This window comes from Mangrovibacillus sp. Mu-81 (assembly GCF_036867415.1).
In the GTDB taxonomy this organism is placed as follows: Bacteria; Bacillota; Bacilli; order Bacillales; family Bacillaceae_B; genus Rossellomorea.
The window spans coordinates 485,557-507,098 of sequence record NZ_JBAJHU010000001.1 but is presented as its reverse complement, the minus strand read 5'-3'; the positions used below and the strand labels follow the sequence as shown (position 1 = coordinate 507,098).

General features: G+C 40.3%; 26 protein-coding genes and 2 pseudogenes. 4 read left to right on the top strand and 24 right to left on the bottom strand.

Annotated elements, in window-relative coordinates:
* Positions 1-48 precede the first annotated feature (48 nt).
* The 4 genes and pseudogenes from V6B33_RS02610 to V6B33_RS02595 form a co-directional block, all read right to left on the bottom strand.
* The gene (locus V6B33_RS02610) at positions 49-2,127 is read right to left on the bottom strand and encodes a DUF4179 domain-containing protein (protein WP_334216172.1); all 2,079 of its coding nucleotides are present in this window, start codon (positions 2,125-2,127) and stop codon (positions 49-51) included.
* A 143-nt stretch (positions 2,128-2,270) separates the two neighbouring features.
* A complete protein-coding gene (locus V6B33_RS02605) occupies positions 2,271-2,831 on the bottom strand; it encodes a GNAT family N-acetyltransferase (protein WP_334216171.1) in 561 nt (186 codons plus the stop codon).
* Positions 2,832-2,890: 59 nt separating this feature from the next.
* Positions 2,891-3,235 carry a hypothetical protein gene (locus V6B33_RS02600; RefSeq protein WP_334216170.1) on the bottom strand — a complete coding sequence of 115 codons (345 nt, stop codon included), beginning with the start codon at positions 3,233-3,235 and terminating at the stop codon, positions 2,891-2,893.
* A pseudogene (locus V6B33_RS02595) lies at positions 3,228-4,377 on the bottom strand (metallophosphoesterase). Before V6B33_RS02595 ends, V6B33_RS02600 begins: the two are co-directional and overlap by 8 nt.
* Before the next feature lie 223 nt (positions 4,378-4,600).
* Here V6B33_RS02595 and V6B33_RS02590 point away from each other — a divergent pair.
* Complete coding sequence (locus tag V6B33_RS02590; protein WP_334216169.1) at positions 4,601-5,092, top strand: CBO0543 family protein; 492 nt, start codon at positions 4,601-4,603, stop codon at positions 5,090-5,092.
* A gap of 73 nt (positions 5,093-5,165) precedes the next feature.
* Here V6B33_RS02590 and V6B33_RS02585 read toward each other — a convergent pair whose 3' ends face one another.
* From V6B33_RS02585 to blaOXA, 6 genes are all read right to left on the bottom strand, one after another.
* Positions 5,166-5,996, bottom strand: a complete 831-nt coding sequence (locus tag V6B33_RS02585; protein ID WP_334216418.1) for an STAS domain-containing protein — start codon at positions 5,994-5,996, stop codon at positions 5,166-5,168.
* Between the two features lie 186 nt (positions 5,997-6,182).
* Complete coding sequence (locus tag V6B33_RS02580) at positions 6,183-6,701, bottom strand: hypothetical protein (RefSeq protein ID WP_334216168.1); 519 nt, start codon at positions 6,699-6,701, stop codon at positions 6,183-6,185.
* A gap of 138 nt (positions 6,702-6,839) precedes the next feature.
* A complete protein-coding gene (locus V6B33_RS02575; RefSeq protein WP_334216417.1) occupies positions 6,840-7,310 on the bottom strand; it encodes a GyrI-like domain-containing protein in 471 nt (156 codons plus the stop codon).
* Between the two features lie 137 nt (positions 7,311-7,447).
* Positions 7,448-8,125 (bottom strand): hypothetical protein, encoded by a 678-nt coding sequence (locus V6B33_RS02570; RefSeq protein WP_334216167.1) that lies wholly within the window; start codon positions 8,123-8,125, stop codon positions 7,448-7,450.
* 95 nt (positions 8,126-8,220) lie between these two features.
* On the bottom strand, positions 8,221-8,631 hold the full coding sequence (locus V6B33_RS02565; RefSeq protein ID WP_334216166.1) for a hypothetical protein: 411 nt from the start codon (positions 8,629-8,631) through the stop codon (positions 8,221-8,223).
* Between the two features lie 70 nt (positions 8,632-8,701).
* Positions 8,702-9,487, bottom strand: coding sequence for a class D beta-lactamase (gene blaOXA / locus V6B33_RS02560; RefSeq protein ID WP_334216165.1), 786 nt, complete (start codon positions 9,485-9,487; stop codon positions 8,702-8,704).
* A 145-nt stretch (positions 9,488-9,632) separates the two neighbouring features.
* Here blaOXA and V6B33_RS02555 point away from each other — a divergent pair, with 145 nt between their 5' ends.
* Entirely contained in the window at positions 9,633-10,985 is a 1,353-nt protein-coding gene (locus tag V6B33_RS02555; protein ID WP_334216416.1) for an aminotransferase-like domain-containing protein, read from the top strand.
* 94 nt (positions 10,986-11,079) lie between these two features.
* On the opposite strand, the gene V6B33_RS02550 is transcribed toward V6B33_RS02555, so the two are convergent.
* The 7 genes from V6B33_RS02550 to V6B33_RS02520 form a co-directional block, all read right to left on the bottom strand.
* Entirely contained in the window at positions 11,080-11,910 is an 831-nt protein-coding gene (locus V6B33_RS02550) for a glycerophosphodiester phosphodiesterase (RefSeq protein WP_334216164.1), read from the bottom strand.
* A 167-nt stretch (positions 11,911-12,077) separates the two neighbouring features.
* On the bottom strand, positions 12,078-12,830 hold the full coding sequence (locus V6B33_RS02545; RefSeq protein WP_334216163.1) for an HAD-IIB family hydrolase: 753 nt from the start codon (positions 12,828-12,830) through the stop codon (positions 12,078-12,080).
* A 165-nt stretch (positions 12,831-12,995) separates the two neighbouring features.
* Positions 12,996-13,475 (bottom strand): GNAT family N-acetyltransferase, encoded by a 480-nt coding sequence (locus V6B33_RS02540; RefSeq protein ID WP_334216162.1) that lies wholly within the window; start codon positions 13,473-13,475, stop codon positions 12,996-12,998.
* Between the two features lie 37 nt (positions 13,476-13,512).
* Positions 13,513-13,788 carry a hypothetical protein gene (locus V6B33_RS02535; RefSeq protein WP_334216161.1) on the bottom strand — a complete coding sequence of 92 codons (276 nt, stop codon included), beginning with the start codon at positions 13,786-13,788 and terminating at the stop codon, positions 13,513-13,515.
* A gap of 253 nt (positions 13,789-14,041) precedes the next feature.
* The gene (locus V6B33_RS02530; RefSeq protein WP_334216160.1) at positions 14,042-14,242 is read right to left on the bottom strand and encodes a DUF4083 domain-containing protein; all 201 of its coding nucleotides are present in this window, start codon (positions 14,240-14,242) and stop codon (positions 14,042-14,044) included.
* A gap of 6 nt (positions 14,243-14,248) precedes the next feature.
* Positions 14,249-14,926, bottom strand: a complete 678-nt coding sequence (locus V6B33_RS02525; protein WP_334216415.1) for an alpha/beta fold hydrolase — start codon at positions 14,924-14,926, stop codon at positions 14,249-14,251.
* 127 nt (positions 14,927-15,053) lie between these two features.
* Positions 15,054-15,710, bottom strand: a complete 657-nt coding sequence (locus tag V6B33_RS02520; RefSeq protein WP_334216159.1) for a zinc dependent phospholipase C family protein — start codon at positions 15,708-15,710, stop codon at positions 15,054-15,056.
* A gap of 178 nt (positions 15,711-15,888) precedes the next feature.
* Here V6B33_RS02520 and V6B33_RS02515 point away from each other — a divergent pair, with 178 nt between their 5' ends.
* Positions 15,889-16,275, top strand: coding sequence for a hypothetical protein (locus V6B33_RS02515; protein ID WP_334216158.1), 387 nt, complete (start codon positions 15,889-15,891; stop codon positions 16,273-16,275).
* Positions 16,276-16,339: 64 nt separating this feature from the next.
* Here the strand turns inward: V6B33_RS02515 and V6B33_RS02510 are convergent, their stop codons facing one another.
* The 5 genes and pseudogenes from V6B33_RS02510 to V6B33_RS02490 form a co-directional block, all read right to left on the bottom strand.
* Entirely contained in the window at positions 16,340-16,741 is a 402-nt protein-coding gene (locus V6B33_RS02510; RefSeq protein WP_334216157.1) for a GNAT family N-acetyltransferase, read from the bottom strand.
* Between the two features lie 58 nt (positions 16,742-16,799).
* Positions 16,800-17,495: a nucleotidyltransferase domain-containing protein gene (locus V6B33_RS02505; RefSeq protein ID WP_334216156.1), complete on the bottom strand. Its 696-nt coding sequence runs from the start codon at positions 17,493-17,495 to the stop codon at positions 16,800-16,802.
* A 35-nt stretch (positions 17,496-17,530) separates the two neighbouring features.
* Positions 17,531-18,091 (bottom strand): annotated as a pseudogene (locus V6B33_RS02500) (histidine phosphatase family protein).
* A gap of 286 nt (positions 18,092-18,377) precedes the next feature.
* Positions 18,378-18,566: a hypothetical protein gene (locus tag V6B33_RS02495; RefSeq protein ID WP_334216155.1), complete on the bottom strand. Its 189-nt coding sequence runs from the start codon at positions 18,564-18,566 to the stop codon at positions 18,378-18,380.
* Between the two features lie 107 nt (positions 18,567-18,673).
* Positions 18,674-18,817, bottom strand: a complete 144-nt coding sequence (locus V6B33_RS02490) for a hypothetical protein (RefSeq protein ID WP_334216154.1) — start codon at positions 18,815-18,817, stop codon at positions 18,674-18,676.
* A 142-nt stretch (positions 18,818-18,959) separates the two neighbouring features.
* Here V6B33_RS02490 and V6B33_RS02485 point away from each other — a divergent pair, with 142 nt between their 5' ends.
* Positions 18,960-19,454: a GNAT family N-acetyltransferase gene (locus tag V6B33_RS02485; RefSeq protein ID WP_334216153.1), complete on the top strand. Its 495-nt coding sequence runs from the start codon at positions 18,960-18,962 to the stop codon at positions 19,452-19,454.
* Positions 19,455-19,921: 467 nt separating this feature from the next.
* Here the strand turns inward: V6B33_RS02485 and V6B33_RS02480 are convergent, their stop codons facing one another.
* Positions 19,922-20,395, bottom strand: a complete 474-nt coding sequence (locus V6B33_RS02480) for a DinB family protein (RefSeq protein ID WP_334216152.1) — start codon at positions 20,393-20,395, stop codon at positions 19,922-19,924.
* A gap of 114 nt (positions 20,396-20,509) precedes the next feature.
* Positions 20,510-21,325 (bottom strand): pentapeptide repeat-containing protein, encoded by an 816-nt coding sequence (locus V6B33_RS02475; protein WP_334216151.1) that lies wholly within the window; start codon positions 21,323-21,325, stop codon positions 20,510-20,512.
* Positions 21,326-21,542: the final 217 nt, after the last annotated feature.

The following is a 21,542-nucleotide window of genomic DNA, read 5'->3' as shown; positions in this document are numbered from 1 at the left end:
TTAAAAAGTCAGGATTCCATCCTCTTTCGGAGAGACCCCTGAATTCCGCTACAACTCGATTTTCACTGTGTCATCAACGTATTTCGTTGTGCTATACCCTTCAATTTCAAGCGTTTTTGGTATGACTTTCTCACCTGTCTGATTATTGTTTAGCTCAAAGCTTTGAACGGTTTGTAAATAGCGCGGCTGCTCGATTTCTTCAATAGGAAAATTCAATTCCTGAGGATTGTACTCTTTCCCATTTCTATCAACCAGGACCCCTTCTGAACCCCCGCCCATCGAAATATCATCATACTCATCCTCACCGGTCACATGGAATTGAAGAGAGTCATACTCACGATTTTCCAAGTCTCGGTTACTAATGACGACTTTGGTTGGGAAACCGACTTCCACCTTGTCGATTGAGATGGTGCTTCCAAGGTATTCGAAGGTTTGCGGATACGCTTTTGATGCATCAAGCTCGATGGATTTCGGTTCATGGACAGACATTTGAATGGCACCGAACTGGACGGACAACTCCCCCAAATCTTCACCGTATATAGAATCAAAATGTGATTGGAATGTATTCCAATCAACATTTCCTGGTGCATCTACAAACGAACTGCCATACAGGTCGGACTTCAACTTCTTATCACCTGCCTGGATGCTGTCAAAGTTGAGGATCTCGATCCGCTTTTCAGGCTGTTCATTCTTAAAACTGAATTGCAGAAGTGTCGAGGTAGGAGCAATCGTAAGTTTATCAAAGCGAATTTTGGTCCCTTCTACTTCTGCTTCCTGATCCAGCTCATGTACGACAGAAGGATGTTTCTTTACCGGAATCTCGAATGTCCACTCACCATTGGCAAATTCCGGCTCTTCATAGGACCATGGTTGAAACTCGCCAGGATGATCGGGATCCTGCACCAATTTCTGCAATCTGGTGATCCTCAATTCGATGGTTCCGCTGTCTTCTTTGAGAGGCAGCAGGCTTATTTGGCCCTGATATACATTATTCTCATCATGGATATCGGTTGGGTTAGTAGGCGGCGAGTACCTTGGGTAGGCTTGCCGGTTCATGATTTCACTTTCGTTCTGGATGAATACCCCGTCATGGGCATTCAGCACATATTGATTGTCTTTTTTCATATCGGTGATTTCATAGAAGACAAGGGTCTGTACATCATCTGCAATCACACTCTTGATCTTGATTTTGACGCCTTCGCTTTCCGCTTCCAGATCAAGCCGGTCCCCCAGATTATGCTGAAGGTACGCACGGAGCTCTTCATTGTCTTCTGTCCAGGAATAATAGAGATGGCTGAAGCTTCCCGTAACAAAGCCGGTACAGAGCAACAAGGCAAAGACACCTGCAAATGCAAGCCCGATGTTTTTACGTTTCTTTTTCTTCCGTTTCCTGCGTTTTTCGTTTTCCTCAAGCCTGACTTTCACGTTCTCCATGACACCGGATGGGACGTTGAACTCTTCAGTGATGCCGTTTAGGGTCAGCATCACATCCTGGAACGAAGCGAGATCATCCTGACAGCCTTGACAGTTGTAGATATGTATTTCGAAATCAACCTTTTGCGGACGTTCGAGGGTCCTTTCCAAGTAGTCGACATAGAGCGGGTGGTATTCCGGACAGCCGTCGAAGTGAGAACCGTAGCCCATTTCTGCTCGCAGTGACTGGACCCCGGAGAAGATTCGTGCCTTCACCGTCCCGGCTTCAACTTGCAGAATATGTGTCGAATCCTCAAGGGATAATCCTTTTAGGCAGGTTAACACAACTGCTTCTTTGTCTTCCGGTTTTATTTTATCCAAGGCATTGAATACGTCCTGCCTCGGTTCAGGTTCAGTCCTCTTTGAATCCTGGACTCCATTCTCTTTGGAAAGTTCACGGCATGTCTGAATGAAAATAGACGACGCCCAGATTTCAAAAGAAGTCTTTCTCTTAAAACGCGGCAGCTCCTCATGAATGGTCATCATTGCTTTGTAAAAAAGGTCTTCCATTTGCTGCTGATTCCTGAGGTACGACCAGCCGAGTGTGTAGAACGATTGCTGGTTTCGTTCGAACCAATCGATGATGGACTCCATGTCCTTTTCTCTGATCCTGCTGATCAGGAAGGGATCTGTTTTTCCGTTTGCCGGGATCATTTCTGTGTCCCCCTTCAATGCTTATGATTTCCTGTAAGATGACGAAATAGTATGAAAATGATTTCTATGAGTCTATGTTACCATATTCATCCACCTGATAATATTGGTTGTTTGAAAAAAGCTGAAGTTCAGTAAAAGAAGCTTCAGCTTTTGTCTGGATCCATGATATCGTTTGTCAATAGGGAATAGATGAGCAGGTCGTCGAATTTACCCCTGGTGTATTCATAGTGTCTGAGCAAGCCTTCTTTCTTGAATCCTTTTCGTTCCACAAGTTTTTGTGAGGGGGTGTTGCCGGGTTCAATTAATGCCTCGATTCTCTCCAGTTCAAGGTGAAGGAATCCATATCGGATGACGGCATCCAGGGCTTCATGGGCGATCCCTCTCCCCCAGTAGTCTTTGCTGAGTTCGAAGCCTACTTCCGCCCTGTGATGTTTGGGTGCTCGATTCAGGAAACCACAGCTTCCAATCACCTTTCCCTCCTCTTTCAGTGTAATCCCCCATCTGATGCCTGTTCCTTCTTCGTAAATGGAGTCATACCAATGGATTTCATCAAGAGCATCGTCAGTCGTCTGGAAAGGGATGAGTCCCATATGCTGTACAACCTCTTCCTCTGATAAATAGACAAGCAAATCAGATGCGTCGTCTTTGTTAACTTTTCTTAGAATCAAGCGCCCGGTTTCGATAATAGGGAATGGGTTGTTCATGGCAGATCCTTCTTTCTGTCAGGTAATATTTTTTTTGGGAAGTGTGAAGATCCATTCATTTAATCAATAATCGTTTCTTCTTCAACTGACTGTTTAGAGACCAACGTCGAATTTCCATTCAATAAAGTAACTGTAAAACCAAGAAGAGAAATCATCTTTCCATCCACATGCATTCCTTTTTCCGCTATGTACGCACCTGCAACAGCCACCAGCACGACACAGGAATACAACCGGATGAATCCTCTTCCCATTCTCTCTCTGTTAATGAAGAGGAAGACTTGTGCAATAGCAAGGAGTAAAAATACCAGCCTGATATACACAAATGGTTCATAAAAAAAGAAGCTGATGAAAATAGCAGCCGCAGCAAAAGTGTCTATCAGGATCGCCCAATTGATATCAGACACAGGAATTCACCTTCGTATGATCTTTACCTGTCCCAAGATGATCTATCTTTTGGAGAATCCCTTTAACAATCCAGCCTTCTACGCCGTCTTTTTTTATCAAATCAAACCCGCTGCATCTGTCATCTACGAGGGATACAATATCTCCTTTTTCTACATTGATTTGTGCACAGGAAATATCGGTTTTGGCATGGGTAAGCCCCTCTTCATTCTGGTGGATATATTCATTTTTCACATAAAGTTTGTGTATGGTTTCGACCTGTTCACAGAGGGTAAAGTGTTCATCTTTGTGGATGGGAACGAGCTCATAGGACGGATATGAAATCGTACCGGTCATCATTAGATCACAATGGAAATCTTCGAGCACTTCATACAGTGGAAAATGGTCGGTATATGTATAGGCGAATGTGTCTTTCTCCGTAGAGCGGTCAATGATCAAGGCATTTAGCTGTCCGGTCTTTTTTATGACATTTCCTCCATCGATGGCGATGATCTTTCTTGTTTCATCAATAACTCGGATTGTGAGACGGGATGTCAGAAGAGTAGTTGACGACCGGCCAGTGTCCGACGATTACGTACTTGTCAGCAGTATGTGTGTGGTCGAGGAATGACCTGTACGTGATGGCCTTTATTCGATCTGTTTCCTTCCAATCTTCCCTATCCTCAAGACCTGCATGGACGAAAATATAATCGTTTGTTTCGATCGCAGTCGGCAATCCCATGAGCCATTTGATTTCTTCTGAATACCTCCCCATCAGCCGTTCCTTCATGACTTTGATCTCTGTATCTTCGTTCAATTTGAAACCCAATTGGTCGAGCCACTCATGGATAATGGAATGGTTTCTCGTTCTTAAGTAGTTTAGAAGTTCAGGGTTTTCTTCTACAAGATCTTCAACCAGCGTGTCACAATTGCCTTCTGTAACGTGAACGTTCGGGTTATTCACTGACAGGTCCATTATGTAACGCACAACCCCGTGACTGTTGCTGCCTTTCTCGCAAAGATCGCCGTTTATGATTAAATAATCCTCCTGGCCGAATGCTGCTTTTTTCAACAACTCTTTAAAAAGCTCCAATTCACCGTGTATATCTGAAATGACAATGATTCTGGCATTGCCGGGTATCCTCAACTCTTTGATCTTGTTCAATGTGGAGCCTCCTTTTTCCAGTCCTGTCTCACTTCTCGGTTTGATTTTAACATAATTTCCCTATGCATCAGTCAGAAAATATTAAAAAATCTCAAAAGACCACATGGATAGGTTTCTTGGTACTTTCTTCGCAAAAAAAATAGCCGCAGGCCCTGTCCCCGTGGTTTAATAGGTATTTATTGTAAAAAAATGACAATGCTAATAACATCAAGGAGGAAATGATATGAACTGTATAATTGGTATATTGGTCATCGTACTCGCTTATTTCAAAGGCGATTGGAAAAACTGGGAGAAATACTACCCTACCATGCTTTATACATCCCTCTCATCTTTTGTTTATGAGTTTATTTCACACAGCCATTTTCACTTATGGGAACTTGAGAGAGGTCTTTTAAATTTGATGGGCGTGCATTTGATTCATAACTTAATTATCAATCCGCTAATATGCTTTGTATTTTTATCTAATTTTCCCGATCAGTTCAGACTTCGAATCGCCTATTATGTAAAGTGGGTTGTTTTGTTTTTGGCAGCTGAATGGATTGCTTCCCATTTTAGAATATTGACATACCATAATGGTTGGAACCTCTGGTGGTCTTTTCTATTTATTGTGATCATGTTTCCAATGATTCGCCTTCATTATATCCATAAGCTTCGGGCATTAATTCTTTCTGTTATCATCTCAGCGAGTTATTTACTTCTGTTTGATTACTTATAGTTAGAACCATATATCCCATGGCTCTTCCCCGCAAATAAATGCCATGGGACTGTCCCTGTGGCTCCATTTATAATTATATATTCAGATGTTCTTTCAGGGTTTGCTGCAGTGTCCCCTTTGTGTCTACTTGACAGCCAAATGACACTCCTGCTGAAACTATTTCTCTGACAAGTTCAACCCGCAGTCCTGTAAGGACAGATTTGCAACCCATCATACTAACCCCATTTAAAATTTTATCAAATTGATGAATAACGTTCATTTCCATTTCCGCTATACCCGATAAATCTATAATAAGCGTCTGGATTCTCATAGAACTGATTCCCATCAACACTTTTTCTTCCAGTCTGTTCACCCTGTGAGCATCCATCATACCAATTAAAGGCAATACTGCAATCGAGTTATTGATCGGGATGATCGGGGCCGATAGATTCTCCACCAGCTTTTTCTGCGACAATAGCAGGTCATCTTTGTAATCAGAATAACTGATAAAGAAATTGTTCAGGAACTGATCAACGCTGTCATTGATTCTTTTTTCCAATCCAAAAAATTTCTTCCGTGAAGATTCGTTATCCTCATTCAGCTGATCATATTGATAAAGAAAATGCCATAACGTTCTTCTGATTGCATGTACCCACTCCAGTTTGAATTCCAGTGTAAGAGCATGTTGTGCCCAGGCAATACCCTCTACTTTCGCAAATTCCACTAATCTCTCATCTTTGTTTTCAACGATATAGCGAGCTAAAATTTCTGCATTTTTTAATAAATCAATGTTTCCTTTTTCCAGAATCTCATTGATTTTGCTGCCAACGTTTACAGCTTCAGATAGGAGTTTTTGCTTGAAATCCTCCCTGTGATCCGTTAAATATCTCGAAACTTGTTCATGATTAAGGAATATATCACTCATTACACTCATAAAAATACGCTCCTTTATATTTCTGGATATATTCCTTATTCGCGTTTATGAATGAATATCCTTCTATATCAATGGTTATACATAAAAATTGAACATTTTCTACCAATAGTACACAGGTACAGGTCCCTCGGCACATTCATTGCACAAAAAACCACGGAATCATTCCCCGTGGTTCGATTATTTCTCTTTAACCGGCAGCACAACAGAAGAGTAGACGGCACCGTCTATTTCGAACTCCATTCTCCACTTCCCGCTTTCAGGGAACCAAAGCGTAACTGGTTGTTCTTTCTCATTTGTTTGAGACACCGCCCTGGGTTCTATTTTCCCATGGCCATCGTGAGTAAACAGAAGACGTACTTTATCTGCCCCTATAGCTTTATCGGGTAAGATCAGGTTCGTCTCGAAATTTTCTTCCTCCACCACTAATGAATTGTATTCGATGCTTCCCTTCTCATCGCCCAAATACAAATTGCCTTCTGAAACATAATCAGGGCTGGTATGCCATTTAGCCCTTCCTTCCCCTGAATAATGGAGATAGACAAAGAGCACCACACAAGCCAAACAAGCCGCTTGTGCTTTCCAGAATCCATTAACCGTTTTGAACGAATTCATCATCTCCGAGTAAGGAGCCACGATCTTCAGAATAAGAAACGCGACATTTAGAAAGAGCAGTGCCAATGCAATGAATAAGAACATATCATCCCCCCTTTTTGTTCAATCGATAATATAGATCGTTTATAACTTAGTTTATTCTAATTTGTAAGTGAAGATGATTTACGTCTCAACAACCCATGACTGAAGTCACAAGGGTTCTCGGTTAAAGCCTAAAACCCGCTAAAAGATCGGGTCACACAGCTCCACATGATCTTCATTTTCCGACCAGTTTGAGTAGATTTCTAATGACCACTTATCTGGTATTCTCGTAAAATCGTTCTCTTCAATCCATTTGTGCAAATGAGTATATACCTGAAAAATCTCTGAAGCATTCCCTTTAAAGTTTAAGACCGCATACTTCTGTGCAGGGACAACCAAACTAACCATTCCTTCAGGCAGAACCTCAATATCATGAACCTCATAACAAACCCAGTACCCATCGTCCTCTTCTGAAATTTCTTCAGCTTTAAAAGTCCCGATAAGCTTAACTGGTTCGACCAGGTGTTTAATTTCATTTTTACGGTGATTTAATAACATAGAAGCTTTAGGAATCTCTTGGCCATAACCAGTCATATCTTTGCATATCACTCGAAATCCAACTAACTTCTTTTCTTCAACTTCTTTTACACCTTTAAATGTAATCGGATTCATTTTTTCCAACTTTGTATTCTCCTCTCGAATTTTTTTATCATCCTCCAAACATTCACTACCAATTATTTCAAATTACCAAGGAGAACTCAATCCTTATCTATAAAAAAAAGGCAACGGGTTTCCCGCCGCCTAAACTGCTAATTCCCCTCAGACTCAACCGCTGTCTCCAGTGCATCGAAAGGTTCCTCTTTTTTCGAGGTAATGGTATAAACCGTTTTTCCCTCCTGCCACTTTATCACTGTTTCCGGGTGTTCTTTATATCCGTTGATTGTGATCATTCCGATATCGTGAGGGGCGGGCAAGTAATGGGATTCCAAGTATTCAACGACTTTCTTCGCCATCTCACTTCCACCTTCATACCCATCTATGATGTATTGCGGATCAGTTGGGAAGTCGAGCTCAATCAGCCAACGGCCTTCATTCCAGGATATATACTCATGACCGGCTGCCCCTTCCTGAAATCCTTGAATTCCATGACCGAGGTCAATGTTTGTCTGCTCTACTTTCCTATATCCTTCGATGGCTGCAGCCGCTTCCTCAGCTGAATCATATTGCTTCTCCTCTATGCCGTCTGCTTCCTTCTCAGGTTTATTGGGTTCATTGGAATCCTCAGTCTCCTTGGCTTCCTCAGTCTCCTTGGCTTCCTCATTCCCAGTGGCAGATTCTTTATCGTTCATATCCGGTGAGGTCTCCGTTTGACTCTCTTCCGTAGTCTCAGGGTCTTCCTTTTCTGGTTCCGCCCCGTCCTGGCTGCAGGCAGATAAAAGCAGCATACCTCCAAGAAGGTAAGCAGCACCGTTGAGTTTTATTGACATTTCTGCACCACCTTTTAGTAAAGTATATGTATCTTTACCCTTTCTATTATGGAAATATCTATTATTGTATCATAGGACAGGTCCTGCTGGTTCTCCTATCTCTTATTAATCGCTAGATAACCAAGCCCTAAGTAAATCATTCCGATACATAATAGGAAAATTTCACTTTTAACCCCCAGCGCACCGAAAGAAATAAAAGCGGTCACAATAAAGCCGATGCCAAGCAATATACAAAATACTATATAAAATATAGCCCCGGCTTTACTTTTGAGCTTGAATCCTCCAATCATGGTAATAAGACCGAAAACTGGAACGATGATAAGAATCAGCATTGGTGACCAGCCTGCTGAGGAAAATTCATATCCTGTATTCCATGCTCTTGATAAGCCCATTCCTATAAAAAACAATAAACCAAACCCGGCTCCTGCAATTATGACTAACATACCTACGATAATCCCTAAAACCTTTGTATACGTATATTCTTCTATTTCATTATCTGCCGCCATCTCAATCCCTGCCTCTACACTACACTCTATATTCTCCAGATCAGGTCACTTTCCATACTTCCTAGATTTCTTACTTTATAATATGTTGTTTCTTCAAAGTCTCAATGGCTATATTTTTCGCCTCAGTTCCACTTCCGTTAATATTGACTGCAAAGACCCATGTTTCTTTTTTCGTCTCAACGTATCCGATATACCACCCCAACCCAAAGTCTGACAATCTTGTACCGGTTTTTCCGTGCAGGATATATGCATCCTGTTCGTCCTGTATCATCATTCTTTTTACTGTTTTTTGATGTTTTTCTTCGAAGGGCAAGGTTTCCTGGACAAGCTTTTTCATAAACCGTGCCTGTTCAACGGCTGATATCTTCAGTGAGCTGTCCAGCCAGAATAAATCAATTCCGCCTGATATGTCCTGGTTGCCGTATCCTATTTCATTCACGTATTCTTGCATTCCAGTTTCCCCGATATCCCTTGCCATATCCTGATAATACCATATGGCCGACTCCCTCATCGCAGATGCCAAAGAGTGATCACGGTTCCATGTTTCGAATTCCCTCACAATCCCATCCCAACGCTTTACCTCGTACTCATCTCTCACTGCGCTCGTTTGCAAACCGATTAGCGCGTTAGGCACTTTAAAAGTTGATTCCGGAGTAAGTTTCTGGGTGCTTCTTTTTTCGTTATAGACGTAAGTGTTGTCATTCTTAAGATTTGTCAGCACCATCGTGCCCTCTTTCCCGTTATAGAACTCTTCAATCTTCAGTTCCTTTGACTGTTTGGCAACGGATGCTGCCGTTCCTGAAAAAACCAGTGCGAATGCCAATAATAGCAGTATAGCTGCTCTCCATACCTTCATCTTACATCCTCCCCGCATAATAGGAATATCTCATGATGTTCGATTCCTGTTGATACCCTATACTATAAGCAACTACATTGAAGACAGAAAGCGTTGTTTTTCCCATCTGTACCCATACAGAACAAAGGAGATGACCATTTTGCTGATGAAATATGAAGAAATCATAAAGGAAATCGAAACGAGAATTGCGGATGGCAGTCTTATGCCTGGTGAAAGACTCCCATCTGTCCGAGCACTGTCGAAAGAACTTCAATGCAGTATCAATTCGATCCTCAAAGCGTATACAGAGCTTGAGAAAGAACACAAAGTATATGTTGTTCCAAAAAGCGGTTACTTTCTTGTGGGAACCTCTTCGAAGCAACAAAGCCAGCCGTCCGGGCTGATCGATTTTTCATCTGCCGGACCCGACCGCAGTAAAATGCCATACAGGGATTATCAGCATTGTATGAATCAGGCAATCGATCTTTATAAAGAAAAAATGTTTCAATACTCAGAGCCGCTTGGTCTCCTTTCTCTCCGCCATCAGCTCTCCAGGCAGCTGCAGGATCTTCAAGTGTTTGCAGATCCTGCAAGAATAGCTGTTGTAACAGGATCTCAGCAGGCACTGGACCTCCTTGTCTCCCTGCCCTTTCCGAACGGGAAAAAGGAAATCTGTGTGGAACAACCTACGCACTTTAGTTTTATAGATTCGATCACATCCAGGGGTTTACCTTTTGCAGGCATAGAGATGACGGATCAAGGTATCAACCTTGATCACTTGGAAGAGATGTTCAGCAACCGAAGCATCAAATGTTTTTACACAGTATCGAGGTTCCAGAATCCAACTGGCTACTGTTATTCAAATGAGGAGAAAAAGAGAATGGTAGAACTCGCGCAAATGTATGATGTGTACATCATTGAAGACGATTATATGGGAGATCTTGATACAAGGAGAAAGGCGGATCCCATGTTCGCTTACGACCCATCCGGCAGAGTGATCTATACAAAAAGTTTCTCCAAAGTCCTTCTCCCCGGCTTAAGGCTCGGTACTGCAGTCCTCCCCGAGACAATGATTGAGGACTTCACGAAAGCGAAATTCGCAGCCGATGTTCACACACCCGTTCTCACACAAGGTGCGCTGGAGATCTACCTCGAAAGCGGCATGTACCATACCCACATCCAACAGTTAAGACAACAATACAAAAGAAAAGGAATGATTTTAAAACAGGCCTGCCTTGATTACCTGCCCAAAGGAACAACCTTCTCGGGAGCAGAGTCAGGTTTCTACTCAACCATCAAACTGCCCGGACGCATGAAAGCAAAATTCCTTGCCGATCACCTCAAGAAAAAAAATGTCCTTGTCCAGGATGCGACGGATATGTATCTCCCTCCTTATAAGAAGGAAAACCTCATCCGGATCAGTGTGTCCCAGGTTGAAGATCAGCACATTGGGGAAGGCGTCAGGAAGATAGGGGAAGGGATAGAGGAGCTTTTGGGGAAGACGGTTTATTTTATGTGATGATTATACTACCTTTTATCCACGGAGGATTTTTATGAAGAAGAAAAACCACGGGATATGTGTTCCCCCGTGGTTTCACCTTTGTACAAGTATATTAGTTTCTAGGATCTACATAATCGGGATAATCCGTGATGATGGCGTCGACGTTCATGTCGAATAGAAAGTCTGCTGCTTCTTGACTTCGTACCGTCCATGATCCGATTTGCATATCCAGGGCATGAACCTTATCCACTACTCCTTCTGTTACGATTCCATAGCTTGGGTTGAACCAATCCGCATAGGATGAGAATTCTTGCAAGGCTTCCGCAGTTGTATGTGCACGGTTGGAAGTTAACACACCGATTGGAACTTTGGGCAGCATCTGGTCCATTTTTTTCATTGATTGAAAGTTAAAGGATTGAATGATGATCTTTTCATTTTGCGGTTGATCAAGATTTCTCTCTTTCAATGCTTCGGCCACTTGTTCTTCGATTCCCGGGTACAGTTCTGGAGCCTTCAATTCGATTAGAATACCAACTTTTCCGTGGTATCGGTCAAGGATCTCTTCAAATGCAGGAATGGATTCTCCTGTAAACGATTCACCTTTCCAGCTGCCGGCATCAAGACGTTGAAGCTGTTGAAGTGTTAGATCTCCGACTTTTCCCGTTCCGTCAGTTGTACGATCCACTGTTGTATCATGGATGATGACCAATTCTCCATCTTTACTTCTTTGAACGTCGATTTCGATATAATCTGCCTTCATATCAACTGCCAGATCAAAACCGGCAATCGTATTTTCAGGTGCATACCCTGCTGCCCCGCGATGTGCAACATTATCCACTTGCTTTTTTTCCCCCGTTGCCGGCTCTTCTGCAAATGCCTGGCTGAAAGTGCTGAATAATAACGAAAAAGCTACCCCTGTACCGATTAATAATTTTTTGCTCATGTTCTTCATCTCCTATCTAAATATGTATTCAACTATATATTAGAAAAGAGATGTTGACCTTGTGTATTAGTAGATGTATAGCTTCATAAAGATTGTGTTAACAAAATTCGATCTTTTTTCTTACGTATTTTTACAAATCAAATCAGACAAACAGGTTTATTATAAAATCAAGAATTCACAAAACAATTTTTATAGGAATCACTCATCTTTCTAATAGCTGTTGAAACCCCTTCAATCTCGACGACAAGATTTGCATGTGATTTTATTGGGTGGTCCCCTACACAAACACTGTATTTGGCATTTTTGAATAATTCCAGGTCATTTTGATCATTTCCGAATGCAACAAACTCTCCGGGGAGGATACCTAAACGTCTTAGTCCCTCCATCTTATGTATTCCAAGCGGACTAATGTCCAGCAACCCCTCCTGGCCATGTTCGCATACTTCCAAGTGTAAACACTCCAGCTTCTTTTTTATCAAATCGTCAGCAGTGAACAATAAACATTTAGTTATCTTTTTCAGTTGTCCCAATTCCATATTTGTCGCACGTTTTTCTGGATCAAGATTTCGGTAAATTGGATGTTGAACATCTCCTGTATAGCTATAGTTCCAGTCACTGTCTATTAAATATGTAAGTTTATATTCTTCGATGATCTGTATAATTTCTTCGACCATTTCAAGAGCAAAAGTATGTACACTGATTTTCTCATCATTATATGTAAACGCACCATTTCCCCCTACCATTCTAAACTGGCGATATTTCTTAGGCAATACAGGCAATAAATCTCGAATCGGCCGGGCTGAAGCAAAAATAATTTCATGTCCATGCTGCAAACAAACATCCAATGCTTCACAAATTTCGAAATTTAAAGGTTGTCCTTTAAAACATATTGTTCCATCTAGATCAAATACAAAAATCATGCAGTCCCTCCTGATCTTTCTATTAAATTCAAAACGCCATGTTTCATTCCTTCTTCATTTACTGGACATGCTTATGCATCCCAAATAGAAGATATCACAGCGATATCACAGCAATACTCCACAATGATTAACGTAAATTAAAAAATCAGGCTTTTGTCCATTTCCTCACCTCACTTTATGATGCTGGCTGCTTTCCAAATCTAATGACAACCGAATCATATCCCTGCACTGTATTCCATTCTCAAAGATTTCTTCGGGGTAGTGCCTAATGAAGAAATCCAGATCAACACCGACGATTCTGAATCCGCATTTTTGGTAAAGAGCCAATTGTCCAATGCCAGCGTTTCCTGTACCTACCTCAATTGTTTTGTAGCCTTTCGTCCCGGCTGTCTTGATCGCATTCATCACCAGCTGTTTTCCAATTCCTCTTCCATGCTGCTCCTCTGCAACAGCCACATTCACCAATTCAATTGTCTCGGGTCTTGTTGGAAGCAAAACATACACTCCGATAATATTCTGCTTTTGTTCAGCAACGTAACATTCTCCTCTATTCACATATTCCGTAACAATCTTCTCCGAAGGATCGGCCAATAACAACAATTCCATTGGAAGTTTTTCACCTTTGATTAGTTTTCTGATATTCATTATTCAACCTCATTTTTGATTTTGATGTGCCGTCGGTTTAAACCGGACTATACTTATTAAATGATATGTAAAGCATGGCACCAATAAATGTTGCCATTACAACTGCAAGCAGCAAACCGATTGCTGCGACAGTTTTCTTTTCATTCTTTTTCAGCAGAGCCAAAACGCTAAATACGATCGTGATTGAAATGCCGATATACTGCAGCTTCATGAAGTATTTGGGAAACACGTTAGTGAAGAGAGGATGTAAAATCAATGAAACACCTAATCCAATCGACACATAACTTAACCAGGAATACTTTTTTTCTTCCATAAAATTGCTCCTTCATATTAATTTAATCTTCCATTCAATTTCACCTGTTATTAATCGCCTGACTTTTCCTGAACCAGATGGTAAGAATAGACCTATGAAGAATGAGAGCATTCCGATTTGCCAGAATAGACGGTTCCCATCTTGATATAATATCCCGGAGTGAGACTTCCCATATTAAGGATACCAGCCATGTATAGTTCCCATTTTATATTCTGCTTATGTTATTTCGTATCCTGACGCACGTAACAGCTATTCATTCACTTTTTTTCATATGTTCATAAATCAAATCTACTTTTCTCTCTATTGCATCAAGTTGTTTGCTCCGTTTAGACAATGAGCAGAAATAGGTCACAATAAGGGAAATAATCAGTCCAAAGCATGCAAAACTAAATAGTAGAAATAAAATATCCCCAATATGATAACCGCTGATACCGGTCGCCTCCTCATTTGTCATCTTAATCTACTCCTTGAAAAATCCCTCAACCATTCTATTATATATTCCCGGCTGATCTATATTTGCCGTATGCCCTGCGTTAGGAATCAACCCAACATTCACTCCATAATTCAGTTTCTTGAGATACGCAGCTGCCTCTACTTCATGTAATTCATTACTGCCATTCAGAATGAGTGTTGGAACTCTTATATTTCGAATGTCCTCTTCAGCTGCAGCAGGATAATGAAACGTCATCGTCTGGAGAACATTCTTCATAGTCTTCTTCCACTTGTCTCCGTGCAAAGTCTGAAATTGCTCCGCTATATTTGGATCGTTTTCTTCAATATTCAGGAAGTATTCATATTGCTTTTTCATAACATCTTTTAACTCTTCAGGGATGAATGGTGAGTAACCAGTCAGCACGATTCCTTTCACGAGTTCCGGCTCTTTACGTGCAACATGGATGGCCAGTGATGCTCCTAAAGATACACCAATTACATACCCTTCTCCCTTTTCCCTGATTTGAGCCGCAACCCAATTGAGAGCCTCTTCAAAGTATTGTTCAGCTGCCTCCAATAAAGAGTTTCCGTGCCCTGGCAGGTCTAAAAGAATAAGTTCATAACGATCCCCCAGCCCGGATACCTGATTTGAGAAATGTGTTTCTGCCGTACCCATAAAACCGTGTAATAAATAGACTCTCTTAATGGTAATCTCCCCCTTTTTACTTCTGTCGCTAATTTTAACATATTATTCCATTATCCTGCCTTAATATAATCAAACAAGGACGATCACCCGATTCAGGCAATCGTCCTTACGATAGAATCACATCTCCTTAAACCAGCTGCAGCCTCAACTTTTCGTTCAATTGTTCCTTGACCTCTTGTAAGGTTCTTTCCACAAAGTCATCAACTTCAGCTGCCGTAAGATAAATAAACTCGTGATCTTCTGGTATTGAGCTGGTTTGATAGAATTCGGTTATGTTCCGAATCTGTTCGAATGTCTGCCCCTTCTTAAAGAAGCTCAAGTACTCCGGGAAATCTGTGATATGTTGAAACTCCGTCCAGAATATATTGTCTTTATGATGCTTGAGATATAAGAAATCCAACCCGTACCAGTCTTTCTTCACAATTCCAGCATAGTCAGGAGAATTCAATATATCCTGATACAGTTTTTCCTTTTTCTTTCTCACTAAGAGCTTAAGCCATCCTTCATCCGTAACAAGATGAATGTAATAGCCAAGATAATAGGAGAACTCACGGGTTTGGGACTCTTTCCCTCCGTTAAGATATTGTTTGTAAAACGAAGCCGAGCTGATTCTCCCCTCAACCTCGAAATGTGTAATCTCCTTTGGAGGCTTGGGGACACCATCCTCTCCGATAAGCCCGCAATCCGGTCCAATGTTGCCAACCAAAAACTCTATTGGTGATACAGGGATATCTGTTTTTAACAATTCCTCAGCAATCCTAAAGTGGGTCACCCAAGTAGCCAATATGCTCACTCCTTTATATGTTCATTTGAAAGACTTCGGCATAGCACCTGAATATTCCTTTTTTTGGATGCGAAAAGAGCCGAAGTGAGCGTTACTATCCAAAACTCAGTAAGATTTTTGTTATGTTTCCAGATGGACAAACATAATGTAATAAGGACTACATAAGGGGGGAATGATAGTGAGGAAGATTATTATACTGATTGGAATGATCCTTATAACGGTGTACGTTATTGAACTCATTCCTGCACTTAAGAGCGGGGCAATTTTTCAATTCCCTTTTACTCCGGAAGACGAAGCAGATTCAGCAGTAAGCTCAGATTCTCAAGAATCAAATGAAGTGTTATTGATTCCAGACGGCCTGGAAATATTTTTTGAAGAAAATCAGAAAACTTCAGACATCCTCCCCATTGTCGCTGAGTTTCAATACATTCTCGAAGAAAAGAAACAAGTAGACGGTTATACAATTGAAACGTACCGAGAATATGAAATCTATACTGATGAAACAGGAAAAATCATAAAGCAAGTGCCCACATCTAACTTCGAGTATCTGAAATATAAGCAGTGAGCCAACGGGACAGGCTCTGTGGTTATATAAGAAGCTGCCATGGTATCTGGTCCTGCGGCTCTTATTATTTTCTATGCATCACTAAATGAGATTTACTAAACTTAAAGTTATTCTTTTCGTAAAACGGGATCAAATCTTCTTCACAAAACAAACTAATGATATCTATGTGTGAAAGTTCAGCTAATAATAGTTCCAGTAGCTTCGTTCCAATACCTGAGTTTTGATAGTCTTTATGTACGACAACATCTTCTATGTATGCTCTGAATTTCCCATCTGATACAGCTCTTGCAAACCCTATTAGTTCACTGTTGTGCCAAGCACCAACTGAATCCCCCTGTTTAAGCATCTCTTCGATATCTTGGTCTGTTCTTTCTTCCCACCAACCTGCCCCATTATAGAGTTTAATGAGTTCAATAGGGTTAATTGGTCTTTCTTTATTATTCAAAATTTCCACTTTATTTTTCAATTCTTACTCCTCCTTTTTGATACTCATAATTCGACATCAGCTGCTGCGAAGATAACAGCTACATCCTAAAACCATCATGCAGCTGCCCGCCAAGTGGAGAGTAAAATTCGTCGACTAACTTAATGATTGGTTCTTTATTTTTGTGCTTGTAATAAGCCTGAAGAGAATCGAAATATCTTTTTGCAAGAATGTCATTGTATTTGTTCAGCGCTCTAACGAATCCTTTGCCCCGTCCCGACCACTGATTGTTAGATCTGAGGATAAAATCACCAAATTGTATTGATAGCACATTAAGCGTGTATATTGCCTCATCTTCGTTTTTTGAATCTTTAAAGTCATCCAGCAAGTCATAGATAAAGTACCTGGATGCTTCAACGAATTCCTTTGATAATGGTTCTGGTCCTTCTTCCAAGTAAGATTTAACTTCTTTTTTCAACAAAGGAATACGCTCATCTTCTTTCAAAGGGATTCCTTCATGTATCATATTGGCCGCGATTGGTCTGCCTAGCTTCTTTTCTTTTTCCAGCTGGCTTTTATATGATCTTCTTGTATGAACAAAAGCCTCAATTTTCCAACCAAATCGTTCATAGCCTGCTCGGTGAGGGTGCAATTCCTCATCAAAAATAATGATATCAAGATCGGACGTTTCTGTTTGTTGATTTCTGGCAACACTGCCTGCAAGCAAAGCAAAATCACAATTTGAAAATTCCTCTTCAATAAATTTCATAGCAGCTTTAAGTCCGGTATGTCTCATTTTTCTCCCCCTTTCGCTCTTGACTTTCCAACCGATTAAGTAGCTGGCAACTCCCATAATCTTTGAACATTCACTAATTCCTGACCATTGAAGTCCATTCTATAAATATCCGGTTTGGATGTACTATGCAAGAATTTCTAATCAAAGCTGCGATCGTAATAGCTCATCATCAACGTCATAATCGCTCCGTGAGTACCGACCACTACTTTCTTTCCCCTGTGTTTATCCAATAGATTTTTCAATACGTTTATTGCCCTCTTTTGACAAGCAGCATTTGACTCTCCACCTTGTAAAGAGTATTGCGGGTCTGAAAAGGACTTCTCTAACAACGGTCCTAAGTCCTTGTCAGATACTCGTTCGGCAGCAGATGAAAATATTCTTTCTTTTAAATCTTCAATTACTACAACTTCTTGCCCTATTTGCTGTCCTGCTTTTTCAACCGTTAATAGTGAGCGCAAGTATGGACTCGACACAACAACATCAACGTTTTCCTCTTTCAATCTGTCCGTTATTCGTTGTGCATCCAATTGTCCCTTATCAGTTAACCCTCTTGTTCTTTCATTACCTTCCTTGGGTGAATCTCCGTGTCTCACCATATAAATCATTGTAGTTGACATACTTTTCCTCCAAAGTTTGAAGTAACATGATAGAAGTAAACCTTGACACCTCTAGATATATACACTGTCCATTAAAGTTGAGGCTTGATTAATAATCTTTCTTTGAACAAATTGGCTGTTATAATAGTACATCTATTAATATTATCCAATAATTTCTATTTACTAACAACATCAATATTTCAATTTTGATCCCGGAATGCTCTAAAACAAAAGAAGAAAGCTGGAACTCAGTATTATCTGAACCCCAGCTTTTCATCATCCACATTCAACCCTTCAAATAAAGATACACAATAAGAAAAACAATCAATCCCATCAGTAAGATAGGACCAAGCCCCATGCTGTACACGATGTAAACTTTCGCATGGAGAATGAAACGAATGACATGAATGATCAGTAAGAAAATCAATATGAATATGGAAATATTCACAAGCGGGTTCCGCTTATTCCGATACATAGGACCAGCTCCAATCGAGAGCTTTAGAAACGATGTACAATAATCGAACTTGTACCATGAGTCTTTTTATATACATATTCATTTTTAGTGCTATCATTCATGAAACTTCAGCTGAAATACTCACAGTTATGATTTTCCCAATTCAACGGGGTGTCATCGTTGTAGATGGTTCCTTCTCCATTCGGCATTAGATTCAAGAGCGGGTCCTCATTGGTTTTATCTAAATCAGGGAAAAAGTATCCTAATGACAAGATGAATCATCCTCACATAATAAACTCGGTTGGGAAAAATCGATAGACTCAGATCAAGATATCGAGTATTTTCTCGTATTTAGGTAGATATTCCTGATATACTACTCTATGAGATAATTTCTAGATAATGGAGATGATACTATTGGAATTGAATACTTCAAATCCTACAGTAAAGCTAGTTGAGTATACGGATGCACACACCAGTCAGCTATCAAACTTTTATTTACCTCAAGTCCAGCTGGAATTTACAAGCCTTCCTATAGATAAAATCAATAATCCGAGTTTTTCCAATAGCTCTATCCATGTAGTAATCATGAGTAATAATGAACCCGTAGGATATTTTGCCTTGGAAGATGGTGAAAAGGTTCTTAAGTACAGTGACAACCCAAAAGCAATGGTCTTAACTTCATTCTCAATTAATGCAGAATTTCAGGGTAAAGGACTGGCAAAACTAGGACTGAAGCTGCTTCCGACTTTCGTCAATGAAGTGAGCCCGGATACTAATGAAATTGTTCTTGGAGTGAACAAGAGGAACACAGCTGCTATAAACCTCTACCTGAAAAGCGGCTTTGCAGATGAAAAACAAATATATGAGGGACCTAAAGGACCTCAACACGTATTACACTTAGTTCTTTAATGTTTTGGGAATTGAATAAGTTCCCACTGCCGTTTTACAGGTTATATTTTTATTGCTGCATTTTACAAATGTAGCTAATCCCTTTCCCTTGTTTCAACAAATTATTACTCCTTATTCATTATAAGAGCAATCATAGATCTCTATTTCCTTAAAAGTTGTTGCTGAATCTCCTTTAACAAATAAAGCCCTCTAATAAGGCATCCCAGTATAATTCCAAAAGCCAGAACTAAGCCAATTCATCTAATGGAACTAATAGATACCCAAGAAGGCTCGATGCAAGGATCAAAAACAGTAAAAACACGAATATACCTCCAATAATCTCATCACAATTTATTTTTCTACTAATGACTTACTGCCAATCATTTCAAATATCTCTATTTTGCGCAAGAAATATTTTCCATTTATTACACTTAAAACAAGAAAAAGACACGTTCAAAATAAACGCGTCCCTTTTGGTATCAACACATTTAAGGTTCAATGAGATCCGTATCCGGAGGAATATACCCAAGCTGTCTGCCTATCTTTACAATCTGTCCTTTATGGTGAAATTCGTGTGTGACGGTATGCGTGAACAGCCATAATGCAGATATCTCGGTAGTTTCACCTTCCTCAAACGATACTTGGACGGTGTTATCCCATTTACCTTTAAACTCATTCAGGAAATCGTGAATCAGGTCATCTGTTTCTCTGAAAATTTTACGCATTTCGTTTACGCTGTCTGCGGAATCCGCAGTTATTCTTGGAAGCGGTCTGCCGAGTGCCCGACTTCCCAGCCATACCCGGTAACAATCAGCTACATGAGCATGCAGACTGCGGATTGAATCTCCTCCGAAGGATTCAAGTTCTTTAACATAATCTGCTTGTGACATGGTTTCGCAATAACTAAATAATAATTCCCTGGTGCGGCGTATCCACTCATACTGGCTTATGAAAACATCCATTTTATCGATCTCCTTTTGTTTATTACACTCTATCTTTCTTTTTAATAGTTCTGTTTGTAACTCTGTAATTCCTGTTCTGTACAGCAAATCGGGTACCAAATCTATATTGCTAATTTAATTCAACCAATGATCTGGCTTTTCTAGATAGTCTGGTATTTTCGTATGGATATTGCCTTTCGCTGAATTCAATTGAGATTGTGTTAGAAAAATAGCCCCTGTTAAGTTCGCATGGCTAAGATCTGCATCTCTGAGGTCGGCCCCTATAAAATCAGCTTTTCTTAAATCAGAATGACTTAAATTCGCTGCTATCAATAGTGCTCCCCGAAGATTGACCCCTTGCAGGTTTTCCCCTTTAAGATTAGCTCCTAAGTAGTCTGAATGATTCTTCTTTATTTTTTTCTTTTTACTTTGTTTAATTAGACCATCCCGAAATACTTCACTAGTCTTTAGCAATAATTGATTCACTTTACTTCTATGTGCGGCAATGTCTAACGCTAAAATTTCTTCTGGCTCTCTCTCCGTCAATTTTAACGTTTCTTCATAGATGTTTTGCAGGCTGGAATGAAATGATTGTGATTCCCTTAAGCTTAGAGCTTGATTGAGATACCATAGCATTTCGTGAAGTTGTTGAACGAGTGGAAATACCGCGAACATTTCTGTGGCACGCTCTGAGTTATTTCTCCAATCATCACCATCATAGATAGTCTGTGAGACATGTTGTCCAGCCCCAAAACACTCATAAGAAACGCAGCCACGAAACTCTTTTTCTCTCAATTGATCATGTATATTACAACGATTATCTGAACATAAATTTCGACAGGGCTCCCCACTATCTTTATTGTATGGAAAATCTGCTGATCTCGCATAGGGTAAGGCTACACAACATAACCCGAAACAATTATTACAATCTGATTTTAAATAATCATTCATTGATAAGACACTTCTGCTTTCCTTTAGATTTATTTCAAGTATAATATAAGACCTTGTAATTTACAGGGTTAAGAGCATAATCACTTTCATTTTTGTTTCCTTATCAGGGTATCATTTAGTCCATTTGTTATTAGTTTGGCAGGAAATCCCTAACCATTGCGGTCCACTTTACAAATGGGGAAAGGAAACATTGGGGCACTAAACTTTTTACTGATGT